Here is a 16,298-nt window from a genome sequence, read left to right as displayed (position 1 = left end):
GACAGCTTGCGATGCGCCGTTTCGCGTCAGGGGGCCCGGGTTTCGGGCAAGCAGGGGAAAGACATGGCGAAAGACGGCGCAGGCGCGGGCGGGGCCCCGCGAACGTCACTGCTCTACGATCCCGCCTTCCGCTCGATCGCGTTCCAGATCGTGCTTCTGGTGGCGGTGGTTTTCGTCGGCTGGTATCTGTTCCATAACACGACGCAGAATCTGGCCAGCCGCAACATCGCCTCGGGGTTCGGCTTCCTCGGCCAGCCGGCCGGCTTCGACATCATCCAGGCCCTGGTGCCCTACGGCCAATCGGCGACCTATGGCGAGGCTTTCCTCGTCGCCCTGCTGAACACCATGCTGATCTCGGCGATCGGTATCGTGCTGGCGACGATCATCGGCTTCGTCGTCGGCATCGCGCGCCTGTCCAACAACTGGATCGTCTCCCGTCTCGCCACGGTCTATGTCGAGACGCTGCGCAATATCCCGCTGCTGCTGCAGATCTTCTTCTGGTATTTCGCCGTGCTGCGCACCCTGCCGGGGCCGAAGCAGTCGCTTTCGCCCTTCGAGGGGGTCTATCTCAACCAGCGCGGCCTCTATATGCCGGTGCCGCTGACCGAGCCCGGCTTCTGGACCATTCCGGTCGCCCTGCTGCTCGGCATCGCCGGCGCGGTCGGGGTCTCGATCTGGGCGCGCAGGCGCCTGATGGCGACGGGCAAGCCGTTTCATTCCTTCTGGGTGGGCCTCGCGCTGATCGTCGGCCTGCCGGTGCTGGCCGCGCTGGCGACCGGGGTGCCCTTCACGTTCGAACTTCCGCAGATCAAGGGCTTCAACTTCCAGGGCGGGCTCGTGCTGATCCCTGAATTCATGGCCGTCCTCTTCGCCCTTTCGCTCTATACCGCGTCCTTCATCGCGGAAGTCGTGCGCTCGGGTGTCATGGCGGTCTCGAAGGGACAGAGCGAGGCGGCCCATGCGCTGGGCCTGCGCCAGGGGCTGACCTTGCGTCTCGTCGTCATTCCGCAGGCCTTGCGCGTGATGATTCCACCGATGACCAGCCAGTATCTGAACCTGCTGAAGAACTCCTCGCTCGGCGCCGCCGTCGGTTACCCCGAACTGGTCGCCGTCGTCGCCGGCACGGTGCTGAACCAGACCGGCCAGGCGATCGAGGTGATCGCCCTCACCATGGCGGTCTATCTCACCTTCAGCCTGATCATTTCCCTCTTCATGAACTGGTACAACGCCCGCAAGGCGTTGGTCGAACGCTGAAGGGAGGGGACGTCATGACCGATCAATCTCAAGGCTATGTCTTCACCCCGACGCCGCCGCAACCGCCGCCGGCCAACATGGTGGGCGTCGTCGGCTGGATGCGCGCCAATCTGTTCAACGGCTGGTTCAACTCGCTGCTGACGATCTTCTCGCTCTACCTGCTCTATCTCACCCTGCCGCCGCTGGTGAACTGGGCCGTGGTCAACGCGACGATCTCGGGCACCGACCGCGCCTTGTGCGAAGCCTCGCCCGATGGCGCGTGCTGGACCTTCATCAAGATGCGCTTCAACCAGATCCTGTTCGGCTTCTATCCCGAAGGCGAACAGTGGCGGCCCATCCTCACTTTCGTGATCGGCCTCGGCGGGCTGATCGGCACGGCCTTCCACTTCGCGGGCAAGCGCTGGCTGGTGCTGTTCCTGCTGACCGCCTATCCGGTCATCGCCTTCTTCCTGCTCGCCGGCGGTTACTTCGGTCTGACCGAGGTCGAGACGGCGAAATGGGGCGGTCTCACCGTGACCCTGGTGGTTTCGGTCACCGGCATCGTCGCCTCCTTCCCGATCGGCATCCTGCTGGCGCTCGGGCGGCGCTCGAACATGCCGATCGTCCGCTCGGCCTGCGTCGTCTTCATCGAGGTGGTGCGCGGCGTGCCGCTCATCTCGGTGCTGTTCATGGCGTCCGTTATGCTGCCGCTGTTCCTGCCCGAGGGGGTCAGCTTCAACAAGCTGCTGCGCGCCCTCGTCGGCGTCACCCTGTTCACCGCCGCCTACATGGCGGAAGTGGTGCGTGGCGGGTTGCAGGCGGTGCCGAAGGGCCAGTACGAGGGGGCGGCGGCGCTCGGCCTTGGCTACTGGAAGATGATGATCCTGATCATCCTGCCCCAGGCGCTGAAGCTGGTGATCCCCTCGATCGTCAACAGCTTCATCTCGCTGTTCAAGGATACGACCCTCGTCTACATCGTCGGCCTGTTCGATGTCCTCGAAATCATCCGCGTCTCCACGAAGGACGCCAACTGGATCGGCTTCGAACAGGAGGGCTATGTCTTCGCAGCCCTCATGTTCTGGGTCTTCTGCTTCGCCATGTCGCGCGTCTCGCTCCGCATCGAGAAGCGCCTTGATACCAGCCACCGCAAGTGACGGAGTGCATCCCAAAATGACCACGGCAACCCCCGCCATTTCGGACAAACTCGCCGTCGAACTTTCCGACGTGAACAAGTGGTATGGCGAGTTCCATGTCCTGCGGAACGTGAACCTGTCCGTCTACAAGGGCGAGCGCATCGTGATCTGCGGGCCTTCGGGCTCGGGCAAGTCGACGATGATCCGCTGCATCAACCGGCTGGAGGAACACCAGAAGGGCAGGATCGTCGTCGATGGCATCGAATTGACCTCGGACCTCAAGCGGATCGACGAGATCCGCCGCGAGGTCGGCATGGTGTTCCAGCACTTCAACCTGTTCCCGCATCTGACCGTGCTGCAGAACTGCACGCTCGCGCCGATCTACGTCCGGGGAATGCCCAAGAAGGACGCGGAGGAGATCGCGATGAAATACCTGAAGCGCGTGCGCATTCCCGAACAGGCCAACAAGTTCCCCGGCCAGCTTTCGGGCGGACAGCAACAGCGCGTCGCCATCGCCCGTTCCCTGTGCATGAGCCCCAAGATCATGCTGTTCGACGAGCCGACCTCGGCGCTCGACCCGGAAATGGTCAAGGAAGTGCTCGACACCATGGTCTCGCTGGCGGAGGAGGGCATGACCATGCTCTGCGTCACCCACGAAATGGGTTTCGCGCGCCAGGTCGCCAACCGGGTGATCTTCATGGACCGGGGCGAGATCGTCGAGCAGAACGAGCCGAACGAATTCTTCTCGAACCCGAAGAGCGACCGGACGAAACTCTTCCTGTCACAGATCCTGCACTGACGAGGTTCCGCCCCCTGGCCGAGGGCCGGGGGGCGAAGCCGAGCCGTCAGCCGTGGCCTTCGGGCAGGCCGTGGTTCATCGACAGAGCGGGGGCGCCTTCCTTGCACCAGCCGACGATGCGGGCCGGCACGCCGGCCACCGTGGCGCAGGGCGGCACATCCTCGAGGACGACGCTGCCGGCGCCGACCTTGGCGTTGCGGCCGATTTCGATATTGCCAAGCACGATGGCCCCGGCCGACAGCAGCACGCCGTCGCGCACCTTGGGGTGACGGTCGCCGGATTCCTTGCCGGTGCCGCCCAGGGTTACCTTCTGCAGGATCGAGACATTGTTGCCGATCGACGCGGTCTCGCCGACGACGAGGCCGGTGCCGTGATCGAGCATGACGCCGCGACCGACCGGCGCCGCCGGATGAATGTCGACGGCGAAGACTTCCGAACCCCGGCTCTGGAAGAACAGGGCGGCGTCATGGCGCCCCTCGTTCCACAGATGATGGGCGATGCGGTGCATCTGCAGGGCCTGGAAGCCCTTGAAGAACAGGAAGGGATGGGCCGGCCCCTTCACCGCCGGATCGCGCTCCAGGATGGCGGCGAGATCGGCCTCGGCCGCCGTCGCGATCTCGGGATCGGCCAGCACCGCCTCGGCGACGAGATCGGCGACCGTGTCGCGCGGGGTCATTTCGCAGGCCGCCTTGTCCGCCAGCATGGCGCCGAGCGCCGCCGGGAAATCGGCCTTGCCCAGGATCCAGTGGCGGACGAGGGCGGTCAGCAGGGGTTCGGTCGCGGCGATGCGGGCGGCATGTTCGGTCAGGGACTGCCAGACATCCGCCGGCGCCCCCGGACCGCGCGCCACCCTGGGCGGCGCGGCGGCATGGACAAGTGAACTCTGCAACGGCTCGACGGGCATGTTCAGCCTCCCGATCAGCGATCAGGGGTGACTATAACGCACAATCTGGCCGTGGCGCGTTTCTTCCGCGCGGGCCAGCTCTACGAAAAGCGGGGCGACATCCGCCGGTTTCGGCAAGGTGGCCTTGTCTTCACCGGGGAAGGCCTTGGCGCGCATTCCGGTATCGACCGGCCCGGGCGAGAGCAGATTGACGCGCAAGCTGGTTGTCTCGGTCTCGGCGGCATAGGCCGTCACCATGGCGTTCAGCGCCGCCTTCGAGGTGGCGTAGCCGCCCCAATAGGCCTGGCCCTTGGTCGCGGCGCCCGAGGTCACGAAAATCGCCCGCCCGGCGTCGCTCGCCCGCAGCAGCACGTCGAGCGAGCGGATCAGACGCCAGTTGGCGGTGATGTTGATGGTCATCAGCGCGTCCCAGTCCTTCGGCTTGATATGGCCGAGGGGGGCGAGCATCCCGAGGACGCCCGCGTTGGAGACGAGGATGTCGAGCTTGCCCCAGCGCTCGGCGATGGCGCCGCCGAGCCGGTCGATGCCGGGACCATCGGCGAGATCCAGGGGCACGAGGGTGGACGGATTGCCACCCGCGACCTGGATCGCGTCGTCCAGTTCCTCGAGCGCACCCGTCGTCCGGGACAGCAGGATGAGGTCGGCGCCGGCGGCGGCATAGGCCTTGGCGACGGCCCAGCCGATGCCGCGCGACGCGCCGGTGATCAGGGCAAGGCGCCCTGCCAGGGGTTTTTCGATGCTCAAGGGATCAGCCCGCGGCTTTCACGCGATGGGGGCGCGACTGGTCCTCGTCGCCGCCCCAATGGTCGGTCAGGGATATGGGATAGTCGCCGGTGAAACAGGCGTCGCAGAACTGCGGCTGGGCGGCGTTGCGCCCGGCCTCGCCCATGGCGCGGTAGAGCCCGTCCATCGAGATGAAGGCGAGACTGTCGGCCTGGATGAAGCGGCGCATTCCCTCGATATCATGGGTCGCGGCCAGCAACTGGCTGCGCTCCGGCGTGTCGACGCCGTAGAAGCAGGAATGGGTGGTCGGCGGGCTGGCGATGCGCATATGCACTTCACGGGCGCCGGCGTCGCGCACCATCTGCACGATCTTCAGCGAGGTGGTGCCACGGACGATCGAATCGTCGACCAGCACCACGCGCTTGCCCTCGATCTGCGGGCGATTGGCGTTGTGCTTCAGCTTGACGCCGAGATTGCGGATCTGCTGCGTCGGCTCGATGAAGGTGCGGCCGACGTAGTGATTGCGGATGATGCCCAGCTCGAAGGGAATGCGAGCCTCGGCGGCGAAGCCGATCGCCGCGGGCACGCCCGAATCCGGCACGGGGATGATCACATCGGCCTCGATCCCGCTTTCGCGGGCGAGTTCGGCGCCGATGTGCTTGCGCACGTCATAGACCGAACGACCCTCGACCACCGAATCGGGCCGGGCGAAATAGATATGCTCGAAGATGCAGAAGCGCGGCTTCGGGGTCGCGAAGGGCTTCAGGCTGGTGATGCCCTCGTCCGAGACGATGACGATCTCGCCCGGTTCGACGTCGCGAATGAACTCAGCGCCATTGATGTCGAGGGCGCAGGTCTCGGAAGCGAAGACGATCGTGTCGTCCGCCAGCTTGCCCATGACCAGCGGCCGCACGCCCAGGGGATCGCGCATCCCCATCATCATGCTGTCGGTCAGGGCGACGAGGCTGTAGGCCCCCTCGATCTGCTTGAGGGCATCGATCAGCCGGTCGACGACATCGTTCTTGGTCGAGGTCGCGACCAGATGGAGGATGACCTCGGTATCGGAAGTGGACTGGAAGATGCAGCCCGCCTTGACCAGCCGGCGGCGCAGCGCCATGGCGTTGGTCAGATTGCCATTGTGGGCGATGGCGAAACCGCCGAACGACAGGTCGGCGAAGAGCGGTTGGACATTGCGGAGGACGGTCGCGCCGAAGGTGGCGTAGCGAACGTGGCCGATGGCGGCATAACCCGCCAGATCGGCCATCACCTTGTCGGATTCGAAGGCTTCGGCGACATGGCCCATGGCGCGATGCGCCTGGAAACGCGCCCCGTCGAAGGAGACGATCCCCGCCGCTTCCTGGCCCCGGTGCTGGAGGGCATGGAGGCCGAGGGCAACGTGGCGGGCGGCATCCGCATGGCGCGAAATGCCGAAAATGCCGCATTCCTCGCGCAGGTGATCGTCATCGAAAGGGGTCGTCAACGACCTTCCTCCTCAGTTCGCTTTGGTGGTTCCCACGCTGTCGATCAGGTGATTGAAATCACTGACCTGCTGGGACGAATAACCGGTTTCCCCGTTGGCGCCGGGCAGGGCACCCTGCGGCTTCGGGGGCGCCGCCGGGGTGGGGGCCGGCGCCGGGGTAGCGCCGGGCGACAGGACGGGGGCGATGGTCTCGAAAGTGCGGGCACCGTCAAGGACGACGCCGCCTTCATCGCGCAGACGCGACAGGACCTGATCGCTGCGCAATTCGGGCGGCAGGATGTCGAAGACGATCTCGGCCCCGGCGCGGATGATCGGCAGGGTCTTGGCGTCACGCATCCAGGCCGGATCTTCGGGTTCCTTCACCAGGTTGGTGACCACGAGATAGAAGATCGAGACGACGGCGAGACCGCGCAGGATGCCGAAGGCGAAGCCGAGCGTGCGGTCGAGCGGGCCGACCGCGCTTTGCTGCACGCGGCTGGCGACGAGATGGGTCAGGATCGAGAAGACCAGCAGGGCGACAATGAAGGGCGCGCCCACGGCGATCGCCTGCGCCAGCACTTCATGGCCGGTGGCCTGAAGGGCGTAGGGCTTCACGTTGTCCTGCAGATAGAGCGCGACCAGCGCGGCGCCGACCCAGGCAGCGATCGACAGCACCTCCCGGGTGAAGCCCCGGAAGAAGGCAAACAGCGCAGACAGGACGACGAGAGCAATAACCACCCCGTCGACCAGATTGAAGGGCAGATCGGACATGATCAGCGATTCCTCGGAGGGTGGCCACCAGCGGCTCCCACCCCTTCTCCTACAAGGCGGTGGACCATGTCCGCAAGACGGGAGATCTCCGTAATGCCGGCGGACGTCGTACGTTTTGCCCCACCTGTCGGGACAAGCGCCTGATCGAAGCCCAATTTGGCGGCTTCCTTCAGTCTTGCCTCGGATTGGGCGACCGGCCGGACTTCGCCCGTCAGGCCGATTTCCCCGAAGACTACCATGTTTCGCGGCAGCGCAATATCGACCATTGCGGAGACGAGGGCTGCGGCAACCGCAAGGTCGGCCCCGGGTTCGACGATGCGAAGCCCGCCGGCGACGTTCAGATAGACATCGCGCGGACCGAATGCAATGCCGCAGCGCGCTTCCAGCACGGCCATGACCATGGCCAGCCGGCCCGAGTCCCAGCCGATCACGGCGCGGCGGGGCGTGCCCAGCGCCGAAGGGGCGACCAGGGCCTGAATCTCGACCAGCAAGGGGCGCGAGCCCTCGATGCCGGCGAAGACGACGGTGCCCGAGACATCCTCCTGTCGCTCGCCGAGGAAGACGGCGGAAGGATTGGCGACCTGGGCGAGGCCGCCGCCGGTCATCTCGAAGACGCCGATCTCGTCGGTCGGGCCGAAGCGGTTCTTGACCGCGCGCAGGATGCGGAACTGATGGCTGCGCTCACCCTCGAAATAAAGGACGGTATCGACCATGTGCTCGACCACCCGGGGGCCGGCGATCTGGCCGTCCTTGGTGACATGGCCGACCAGGATGACGGTCACGCCCCGCTTCTTGGCATAGCGCACCAACTCGCCCGCCACCGCCCGCACCTGCGAGACGGTGCCGGGGGCCGACTCGATATTCTCGGCGAACATGGTCTGGATCGAATCGATGATGACGACATCGGGCCGGCCAAGGCCGTCCAGCGCCGCGAAAATATCGCCAAGGCCGGTTTCCGCGAGGAGGCGCACCGGCGCGTCGCCAAGGCCGAGGCGCCCGGCGCGCAGACGCACCTGATTGACCGCTTCCTCGCCCGAGATATAGGCGCAGAGCTTGCCCGCGCGGGCGAGGGCGGCCGCGACCTGCAGCAGGATGGTGGATTTGCCGATGCCGGGGTCGCCGCCGACCAGAAGCGCGGAGCCGGGCACCAGGCCGCCGCCGGCCACGCGGTCGAATTCCTCGATGCCGGAGGGCAGGCGGGGCGGCGGGGCCTCGCCGCCGCGCAGGTCGGCGAATTCGGGACCGCGACCCTTCTTGCGGGCCTTGGGGTCGAGGCCGCCGGGCAGGGCCTGGGCACCTGCTTCCTCGACCATGGAGTTCCAGGCCCCGCAGGATTCGCAGCGACCGGACCATTTGCGCGCCGCCGTGCCACAGGATTGGCAGACCCAGTTCTCGCCCGGGCGCGCCATCAGGGTTTCAGCACGTCCATGGTGATCGGCCCTTCGGCCCTCCCATGGATGAACTGGTCGACGTAAGGGTTGCCCGAATTGTCGATCTGGTCCTTGTGGCCGCACCAGATGATATGGCCTTTGTAGATCATGGCCAGGCGGTCGGCGATCTTGCGGGCCGAGGCCATGTCATGGGTGATGGTCAGGGTGCTGGCCCCGAGTTCCTTCACGCATTCGACGATCAGGTCGTTGATGACATCGGCCATGATCGGGTCGAGGCCGGTGGTCGGCTCGTCGAAGAAGATGATTTCCGGCTCGGTCGCGATGGCGCGGGCCAACGCGACGCGCTTCTGCATCCCGCCCGACAGTTCGGACGGATAGAGTTCGCCGACATCCGCCTTCAGACCGACGCGGCCCAGTTTCTCGAGGGCGATTTCCCTGGCGGCTTTCCGCTTCATGCCGCGGCCCTGGATCAGGCCGAAGGCGACATTCTCCCACACGCGCAGACTGTCGAAGAGGGCGGAGCCCTGGAACAGCATCCCGAATTTCGCGAGATATTCTTCCTTGGCCGAGCCGCGCAGGCCGACCACATTCTCGCCGTCGACCAGGATCTTGCCGCGATCGGGACGGATCAGGCCGAGCACGCATTTCAGCATCACCGACTTGCCGGTGCCCGAGCCGCCGATGACGACCATGGATTCGCCCCGGCCGATCTCGAGATCGATACCGTCGAGAACCTTCTTGTGGCCGAAATGCTTGGCCACGCCATGGAGTTTCAGCTTCGGCGTCGTCATGAGGTGAAGAACAATTCGGTGATCAGGTAATTGGCGGCGAGGATCAGCACCGAGGCGGAAACGACCGCGTTGGTCGTCGCCGCGCCCACGCCCTGGGCGCCGCCCTTGCTGTGATAGCCGTGGTAGCAGCCCATGAGGGCGAGCAGGAAGCCGAAGACCGCGGCCTTGACGAGGCCGGAGATCACGTCCATCGGCTCGAGATAGTCGACGGTGGACTTCAGGTAGCTGCCGTAATTGAAGCCGAGCTTGGCGGTGCCGACCAGATAACCGCCCATCACGCCGATGATGTCGGCGATGAAGACCAGGATGGGCATGGTCAGGGTGGCGGCGATCAGGCGCGGCGCCATCAGATATTTGAACGGGTTGGTCGACAGCGTGGTCAGGGCGTCGATCTGTTCGGTCACCCGCATGGTGCCGAGTTCGGCCGCCATGGCCGCCGAGACGCGCCCCGCCACCATCAGGCCCGACAGGACCGGGCCGAGTTCGCGGGTAATGCCGATGACGACGATGGTCGCGACCGCGCTTTCCGCGTTGAAGCGGGACGAGCCGATATAGATCTGCAGCGCCAGCACCATGCCGGTGAACAGCGCGGTCATGCCGACGACCGGCAGCGAGAAATAGCCGATCGACAGCATCTGCCGGCCGATCAGCCCGAAGTAGAACGGCGGCCGCACCACATGCTGCAGCGACATGCCGGCGAACAGCGTCAGCCGCCCGGCGAGTCCGAGGAACGAAAGCGTCGCGCGGCCAACCAGCGCCAGCGGATTGTTCATGCCGCCCCGCCGGTATAGACGCGCTCGAAACGTCGGCCGAGACGGGTCAGCAGTTCATAGGACACGGTATCCATGGTCGCCGCCACCCGGTCGATGGTCAGGGCATCGCCGACCAGCGTGATATACATGCCCGGCCGGCAGCTTTGCGGCGCCACGTCGGTCACGTCGATCGTCATCAAATCCATCGAAATCCGCCCCAGAACCGGAACTTCCCGGCCATCGACCAGCGCCAGGGCCCGGTTGCCGGCGGCGCGCAGGAAGCCATCGGCATAGCCAACGGCGACCGTCGCGACCCGCGTCGGCCGGACCACCTTGTGCGTCGCACCGTAGCCAACGGTTTCCGGCGGGTCAATCTCGCGCACCTGCAGGATGCCGGCCTCGAGCCGGACCACGGGGCGCACGGGGGCAAGGCGGCCGTTGACCGGATTGCCGCCGTAAAGCGCGATGCCCGGCCGCACCAGGTCGAAGGCGTAGTCGGCGCCCCAGAAGATCCCGGCCGAATTGGCGAGGGCGCGGCGGAAGGGCCGGCCGGTATGGGGCAGGCGCCCGCAGATATCGAGGAAACGAAGACGCTGGGCCGCCGTCATCGGATTGGCCGGATCATCCGCGCAGGCGAGATGGCTGATGACGAGATCGAGACTGATGCCATCCAGCCGGTCCGGTTCGGCGCACAGCAGGTCGACCTCCGCGCCCGACAGGCCGAGGCGGCTCATGCCGGTATCGACATGGAGGGCGGCGGGCAGACGGCGATGGGCGATGGCGCCCGCCCGCGACCAGGCGGCGATATCGCCAAGACCGTTGAGGACGGGGGTAAGGCCATGGGCCAGGAATTCGCCGGCGGTCCCCGCCGGAATGCCGTGCAGCACGAAAATCACGGCATCGGCCGGCAGATGCGGGCGAAGGGCGATGCCTTCGCCGACATGGGCGACGAAGAAATGACGGCAACCCGAGCCATAAAGCGCGGGGGCGACGCGGGCGGCGCCGAGGCCATAGGCATCGCCCTTCACCGCCGCGCCGGCGATGGCGGGGGCGGCGAGGCCGGCGAGCATCCGCCAGTTGGCGGCGATGGCGGCGAGGTCGATGGTCAGGCGGGTGGTGGCACCGATGGGGCCTTCGGCGGCGACGGGCTCAATAGTCAGCATCGGGCAGATAATCCTCACGCGCCAGATTCTGGAACAGGGTGAGGGACGGGTCGAAGCGCATTTTCACGATGCCGATGGAGCCGTGGCGCTGCTTGCCGATGATCACCTCGGCGAGATTATGCACCTGTTCCATCTCGTCCTGCCATGCAGCGTGCTCGGGGGTGCCTTCCCGGGGTTCGCGGCGCATCAGGTAATATTCCTCGCGGTAGACGAACATGACGACGTCCGAGTCCTGTTCGATCGTGCCGGATTCGCGCAGATCGGACAGCTGGGGCCGCTTGTCTTCGCGGTTCTCGACCTGGCGCGAGAGCTGGGACAGGGCGATCACCGGCACGTCCAGTTCCTTGGCCAGCATCTTGAGGCCACGGGTGATTTCCGACAGTTCGCCCACCCGGTTGTCGGTCCGCGACTTGCCCGAGGGGTTGACCAGCTGCAGATAGTCGACGATGACGAGGCCGAGGCCATACTGGCGCTTGAGGCGGCGGCAGCGCGTGCGCAGGGCGGAAATGGTGATACCCGGTGTATCGTCGATATAGAGCGGCAGGTTCTGCACCTCCTGCGCCGCCTGCACGAGGTGGTGGAATTCGTCGGTGTTCAGCTGGCCGCGGCGGATCTTCTCCGAAACGATGCGCGACTGTTCCGACAACATGCGCATGGCCAGCTGCTCGGCCGACATTTCGAGCGAGAAGAAGGCGACGACGGCGCCTTCCGAGGTGACGACGTTGCGGCCCGAGGCATCCTTCTCGAAGCGGGCGGCCCGCGCGGCGTTGAAGGCGATGTTGGTCGCCAGCGCGGTCTTGCCCATGGAGGGGCGCCCGGCCAGGATCAGCAGGTCGGAGCGGTGCAACCCGCCCAGCTTCTGGTCGAGATCGACAAGGCCGGTGGTGACGCCGGTCAGCCTGCCGTCCGACTTGAAGGCGCGTTCCGCCGCCCCGACCGCCGCCGTCAGCCCGTGAGAAAACGGCATCAGCCCGCCTTCCCGGCTGCCGGCTTCGGCGAGGTTGAACAGCTTGCCTTCGGCGGCCTGGATCTGTTCTTCCGCGTTGCTGTCGATATCCGCCTCATAGGCGGTATTGACGATTTCCTCGCCGACCTGGATCAACTCGCGCTTCAGGGCAAGATCATAGATCGCCCTGCCATAGTCGGCGGCATTGATGATGGTGACAGCATTGGCGGCGAGCCGGGCGAGATAGGCCGGCCCGCCGATCTCGACCATGGCCGGGTCCTGCTCGAAGAAGGGCCGCATGGTCACCGGATTGGCGATCTGCTGGCGCTCGATCAGCTTCAGCGCATGTTCGTAGATCCGCTGGTGCAGCGGCTCGTGGAAATGGCTCGCCAGCAGGAATTCGGTGACGCGGGTGATGGCCTCGTTGTTGACGAGGATCGCCCCCAGCAGGGCCTGTTCGGCCTCGATGTTGTGGGGCGGCGTGCGGTAATGCGGCTCCGATCCGGTATCGTTCATCGCGAAGACCGGGGCGGGAAAGGGGCGGGCGGTATCCATGGCGGCAGTTTAGCCGCTTGTGCCGGCGAAGCGAGATTCGAACCGCCCCCGAGGGGGTTCATCCGGCAGAATCTTGTCCACAGCCTGTGAACGATGGGGATGAACCTGTCACTGGGCCGCGAGGCGCGTGTTCTCCCGATTGTCATGAACATAGAGATAATCGCGGGTGATCGGCAGGCTGGCGACGTCTCGGCCGAACTGGAACTGGAACACCACCTGGCCGCCAACCCGGAACGAGGCTTCGCAGGACGCGAGATAGAGGTCCCACATCCGGCAGAAACGGGCGTCATAGAGCGCTTCCGCCTTGTCCCAATTGGCGAGGAAGCGACGGCGCCATTCCTTCAGCGTCTCGGCGTAATGCAGGCGCAGGATCTCGACATCGGCGGCGATCAAGCCGCTGCGCTCGACCGAGGTCATGACTTCCGACAGAGCGGGCGTGTAGCCGCCGGGGAAGATGTATTTGGCGATGAAGCTGTTGGTCGGCCCGGGCGAGCCGGTGCGGCCGATCGTGTGCAGCATGGCGGCGCCGTCATCCGCCAGAAGATCGCGGACCTTGTTGAAGAAGATGTCGTAGAAGCCGACGCCGACATGCTCGAACATGCCGACCGACACGATGCGGTCGAAGCGGCCTGTGACGGCGCGGTAATCGATCAGCTCGAATTTCACCCGGTCGGCGAGGCCCGCCTTGGCCGCCCGCTGGCGGGCAAGGGCGAGCTGTTCGGTCGACAGGGTTATGCCGGTCACATCGACCCCGTGATCCCGGGCGAGGGAAAGCGCGAGGCCGCCCCAGCCCGAGCCGATGTCGAGCACGCGCATGCCCGGCTCCAGGCGCAGCTTGCGGGCGATATGCGCCTTCTTGGCGGCCTGAGCTTCTTCCAGCGTCATGTCCGGGCGGGCGAAATAGGCGCAGGAATATTGCCGGTCGGCATCGAGGAAGAGGTCGTAGAGCGCGCCCGAGAGGTCGTAATGATGGGCGACATTGCGGCGTGAGGCGCGCGCCCGGTTCAATTGCTCGATCGGGCGAAGGAGATGGCGGAGCGCCAGCTTCAATCTGGAGGCACCGGCCAGGCCGACCTTCTCGAAGTTGTGAACGACGATCATGCAGACGTCATAGACATCGCCATTCTCGACCGTCAGCCGGCCGTCCATGTAAGCCTCGGCGAAGCCGAGACTGGGATCGAGCGCCGCCGCCATCAGGACCGAGCGGTGGTGGATGCGGATGGTCGGGCCGGGGCCATCGCCCGCCTCGCCATAGGTGCGGCCGCGGCCGCCGGGATAGATGATGGTCAGGCGACCGTGTCGGATGACCCGTGACAGAAGATTGTCGAGCAACATCACATGAACCCCCGGGGGAAAGCGGTTCAGGGCGAGAAGCGATGAGGAGGCACCGGCGACCTGGGCTGACACCGCCCCCGCGACGAACAGGCGGAAACGGTCAGTGCGGTTGACACAGTGTCCCCTACATCGGGATTAAGCGGTCAACATTCTGGAAATAATTAAAAGTCAGGCCCGGGTCCGGCGCAATAGGCGATGTTGCGAATTCGCCCTTTGTGCCGGCGCATGGGGGTCATGCGCCGGCATGACGGTCAGGACAGCGCGACCGCCGCGGTCACCAGCGCATGATGGAGCGACAGCGCCGAGGAGCGCGCGCACCACAGGCGGAATGACGAGGCCGGCGCCTCGCAGATGATGAAACAGCCGAGATGTTCGATCGTCGTGCGCAGCACGTCGCCTTGCGCCATCGCCCTTGTATCGGCGGCGCACAGGCGCTCCATGAGGTCGGGCATGGCCGCGCCCGCGATATCGAAGGCACACCAGCCGTCGCTTTGCTCCGTCACCGAGGCGTCGGCGCCGAAGCCCTGCTTCAGGATCGCGGCGAGGTCTTCGTGGGTGGCATGGGGCGCCTCGACCAACCATTGCTCCGGTCCGGTCCAGAAGGCGCGGATCGTGTCGCCGGCCACGCGCGATACGCCGGGCAGGGACGCGCCGAGAACCAGTGGCGCCACGGCCTCGAGTGACGAAAGTCGTCCCAGGCGGGCGGCGAGGGAGGCAAGGGCGAGATCCGGCCGCTCGGCGATGCTCAAGGTTCCGATCCGGTCGACCCGCGCGGTGGTCTTGCCGAAGACGGTCAGGGGGGGCAGGCGATCAGCCACGGAGACGCACTCCTTCCGGGTCGATGAAGCAGGGGGACACGACCTGCGCCCTGATGTCCGTGCCGGCCAGCGGATTGACGACGTGGATGATCTCGCCCGTTCGCTGGTCGCCGCGTTTCAGGAAACCCAGGCCGATCGAGCTGCCGACATGGGGCGAATGGCAGGACGAGGTGATCCAGCCCTGATCATGGGCGGCATCGACCGGGCTGCCCCCGGTCATCAGATGGGCGCCGTTGACGATGGCATCGGCCGGTGACAGCGGCTTCAGTCCGACGAGGCGCAGATCGTCCGGCCGGTTCATGCCTTCGCGCCGGGACAGGGTGATGCCGATGGCGTCCTTGGTGGCGGAGACCATCTTGCCGAGGCCGAGATTGGCCGCCGTGGTCTGGCCGTTCAGCTCGTTGCCGGCCGGATGGCCCTTCTCGATGCGGAGGACGCCCAGCGTCTCGGTGCCATAGGGCGTGACGCCGAGGTCCTGGCCCGCCGCCATCAGGGCGCGGATCAGCCCGTCGCCATAGCGGGCGGGCACCGCGATCTCATAGGCGAGTTCGCCCGAGAAGGAGATGCGGAACAGCCGGGCCCGCAGACCGCCGCAGACCGTGACCGCGCCGCAGGCCATGTAGGGGAAGGCTTCGTTCGAAATATCGCAGGCGGGATCGATGACCCGTTGCAGCAACTCCCGCGATTTCGGCCCGGCGACCGAGAATTGCGCCCAGGCGTCGGTCGTCGAGATCAGCTGGACATCCAGCGCCGGCCACAGGCACTGGCGGCAGAATTCCATGTGGCGGAACACGGCGATGGCATTGGCCGTCGTCGTGGTGACGACGAAATGATCCTCGGCCAGGCGGGCGACGGTGCCGTCGTCCTTCACCATGCCGTCTTCCCGCAGCATCAGGCCATAGCGCACCCGGCCGACGGCGAGTTTCGCCATACCGTTGCAATAAAGCCGGTCGAGGAAGGCCGCGGCATCCGCGCCCTGAACATCGATCTTGCCGAGGGTGGTGACGTCGCAGATGCCGACGGCCTGCCGCGTCGCCAGCACCTCGCGGTCGACGGACTGGCGCCAATGGCTCTCGCCCGGCTTGGGGAACCACTGCGCGCGCATCCAGTTGCCGACCTCGACGAAGACCGCGCCCTGTTCCTGCGCCCAATGGTGGCTGGGGGTCAGGCGCCGGGGACGGAAATCCGCCCCGCGCGAGCGGCCGGCCAGGGCGCCGATGGCGACGGGCGTATAGGGCGGGCGATAGATCGTGGTGCCGACCTGCTCGATCGGTTTGCCGGTCAACTCGGCCATCACGGCGATCGCCGGGACATTGGCGGTCTTGCCCTGATCGGTCGCCATGCCCAGGGTCGTGTAACGCTTCACATGCTCGACCGAGCGGAAGTTTTCCTGATGGGCGAGGGTGACATCCTTCACCGTGACATCGTTCTGCTGGTCGAGCCAGGCGCGGCCCTTGCCCTTCACCTGCCACAGCGGCGCGATGCGGAACGGCGCATCCTCGGCCCTCGGCAGGTCGGGCAGGGC

The 16,298-nt window shown here is 66.1% G+C and carries 15 protein-coding genes; 3 read left to right on the top strand and 12 right to left on the bottom strand.

From position 1 onward, the window contains the following. The first annotated feature begins 63 nt into the window (after positions 1-63). From WAZ62_RS13400 to WAZ62_RS13390, 3 genes are read left to right on the top strand one after another with little or no spacing between them, the layout of a single operon-like run. The gene (locus WAZ62_RS13400) at positions 64-1,254 is read left to right on the top strand and encodes an amino acid ABC transporter permease (RefSeq protein WP_422644040.1); all 1,191 of its coding nucleotides are present in this window, start codon (positions 64-66) and stop codon (positions 1,252-1,254) included. Between the two features lie 14 nt (positions 1,255-1,268). Then, the gene (locus WAZ62_RS13395) at positions 1,269-2,387 is read left to right on the top strand and encodes an amino acid ABC transporter permease (protein ID WP_422644039.1); all 1,119 of its coding nucleotides are present in this window, start codon (positions 1,269-1,271) and stop codon (positions 2,385-2,387) included. A gap of 16 nt (positions 2,388-2,403) precedes the next feature. Continuing rightward, positions 2,404-3,165: an amino acid ABC transporter ATP-binding protein gene (locus WAZ62_RS13390; protein WP_422644038.1), complete on the top strand. Its 762-nt coding sequence runs from the start codon at positions 2,404-2,406 to the stop codon at positions 3,163-3,165. Between the two features lie 46 nt (positions 3,166-3,211). Here WAZ62_RS13390 and cysE read toward each other — a convergent pair whose 3' ends face one another. From cysE to WAZ62_RS13330, 12 genes are all read right to left on the bottom strand, one after another. Beyond that, on the bottom strand, positions 3,212-4,069 hold the full coding sequence (cysE, locus tag WAZ62_RS13385) for a serine O-acetyltransferase (RefSeq protein ID WP_422644037.1): 858 nt from the start codon (positions 4,067-4,069) through the stop codon (positions 3,212-3,214). 21 nt (positions 4,070-4,090) lie between these two features. Next, complete coding sequence (locus WAZ62_RS13380; RefSeq protein ID WP_422644036.1) at positions 4,091-4,813, bottom strand: SDR family NAD(P)-dependent oxidoreductase; 723 nt, start codon at positions 4,811-4,813, stop codon at positions 4,091-4,093. A gap of 4 nt (positions 4,814-4,817) precedes the next feature. Further along, a complete protein-coding gene (purF, locus tag WAZ62_RS13375; protein ID WP_422644035.1) occupies positions 4,818-6,272 on the bottom strand; it encodes an amidophosphoribosyltransferase in 1,455 nt (484 codons plus the stop codon). A 12-nt stretch (positions 6,273-6,284) separates the two neighbouring features. Further along, on the bottom strand, positions 6,285-7,022 hold the full coding sequence (locus WAZ62_RS13370) for a CvpA family protein (RefSeq protein ID WP_422644034.1): 738 nt from the start codon (positions 7,020-7,022) through the stop codon (positions 6,285-6,287). 2 nt (positions 7,023-7,024) lie between these two features. Then, complete coding sequence (radA, locus tag WAZ62_RS13365; protein ID WP_422644033.1) at positions 7,025-8,431, bottom strand: DNA repair protein RadA; 1,407 nt, start codon at positions 8,429-8,431, stop codon at positions 7,025-7,027. Continuing rightward, a complete protein-coding gene (locus WAZ62_RS13360; protein WP_422644032.1) occupies positions 8,431-9,204 on the bottom strand; it encodes an ABC transporter ATP-binding protein in 774 nt (257 codons plus the stop codon). The genes radA and WAZ62_RS13360 overlap by 1 nt, the downstream gene beginning before the upstream one ends. Next, entirely contained in the window at positions 9,201-9,977 is a 777-nt protein-coding gene (locus tag WAZ62_RS13355; protein WP_422644031.1) for an MlaE family ABC transporter permease, read from the bottom strand. The genes WAZ62_RS13360 and WAZ62_RS13355 overlap by 4 nt, the downstream gene beginning before the upstream one ends. Then, positions 9,974-11,119, bottom strand: coding sequence for an alanine racemase (gene alr / locus WAZ62_RS13350; protein WP_422644030.1), 1,146 nt, complete (start codon positions 11,117-11,119; stop codon positions 9,974-9,976). The genes WAZ62_RS13355 and alr overlap by 4 nt, the downstream gene beginning before the upstream one ends. Then, the gene (locus WAZ62_RS13345; RefSeq protein WP_422644029.1) at positions 11,106-12,620 is read right to left on the bottom strand and encodes a replicative DNA helicase; all 1,515 of its coding nucleotides are present in this window, start codon (positions 12,618-12,620) and stop codon (positions 11,106-11,108) included. Before WAZ62_RS13345 ends, alr begins: the two co-directional genes overlap by 14 nt. 108 nt (positions 12,621-12,728) lie before the next feature. Beyond that, entirely contained in the window at positions 12,729-14,027 is a 1,299-nt protein-coding gene (locus WAZ62_RS13340) for a class I SAM-dependent methyltransferase (protein WP_422644028.1), read from the bottom strand. 179 nt (positions 14,028-14,206) lie between these two features. Then, entirely contained in the window at positions 14,207-14,773 is a 567-nt protein-coding gene (locus WAZ62_RS13335; RefSeq protein WP_422644027.1) for a sarcosine oxidase subunit gamma, read from the bottom strand. Continuing rightward, positions 14,766-16,298, bottom strand: a 1,533-nt coding sequence (locus tag WAZ62_RS13330) for a glycine cleavage T C-terminal barrel domain-containing protein (protein WP_422644026.1), incomplete at its 5' end; no start/stop codon positions are given. The genes WAZ62_RS13335 and WAZ62_RS13330, both read right to left, overlap by 8 nt.

Source organism: Zavarzinia sp. (assembly GCF_049306435.1).
Taxonomy (GTDB): Bacteria; Pseudomonadota; Alphaproteobacteria; order Zavarziniales; family Zavarziniaceae; genus Zavarzinia.
This window is presented reverse-complemented; position numbering and strand designations above follow the sequence as displayed.

Bases quoted from the DNA above. Each gene is read 5' to 3' on its own strand.
- WAZ62_RS13400 (WP_422644040.1), top strand. From the start codon at position 64: ATGGCGAAAGACGGCGCAGGCGCGGGCGGGGCCCCGCGAACGTCACTG.
- WAZ62_RS13395 (WP_422644039.1), top strand. From the start codon at position 1,269: ATGACCGATCAATCTCAAGGCTATGTCTTCACCCCGACGCCGCCGCAA.
- WAZ62_RS13390 (WP_422644038.1), top strand. From the start codon at position 2,404: ATGACCACGGCAACCCCCGCCATTTCGGACAAACTCGCCGTCGAACTT.
- cysE (WP_422644037.1), bottom strand. From the start codon at position 4,069: ATGCCCGTCGAGCCGTTGCAGAGTTCACTTGTCCATGCCGCCGCGCCG.
- WAZ62_RS13370 (WP_422644034.1), bottom strand. From the start codon at position 7,022: ATGTCCGATCTGCCCTTCAATCTGGTCGACGGGGTGGTTATTGCTCTC.
- radA (WP_422644033.1), bottom strand. From the start codon at position 8,431: ATGGCGCGCCCGGGCGAGAACTGGGTCTGCCAATCCTGTGGCACGGCG.
- WAZ62_RS13360 (WP_422644032.1), bottom strand. From the start codon at position 9,204: ATGACGACGCCGAAGCTGAAACTCCATGGCGTGGCCAAGCATTTCGGC.
- WAZ62_RS13355 (WP_422644031.1), bottom strand. From the start codon at position 9,977: ATGAACAATCCGCTGGCGCTGGTTGGCCGCGCGACGCTTTCGTTCCTC.
- alr (WP_422644030.1), bottom strand. From the start codon at position 11,119: ATGCTGACTATTGAGCCCGTCGCCGCCGAAGGCCCCATCGGTGCCACC.
- WAZ62_RS13345 (WP_422644029.1), bottom strand. From the start codon at position 12,620: ATGGATACCGCCCGCCCCTTTCCCGCCCCGGTCTTCGCGATGAACGAT.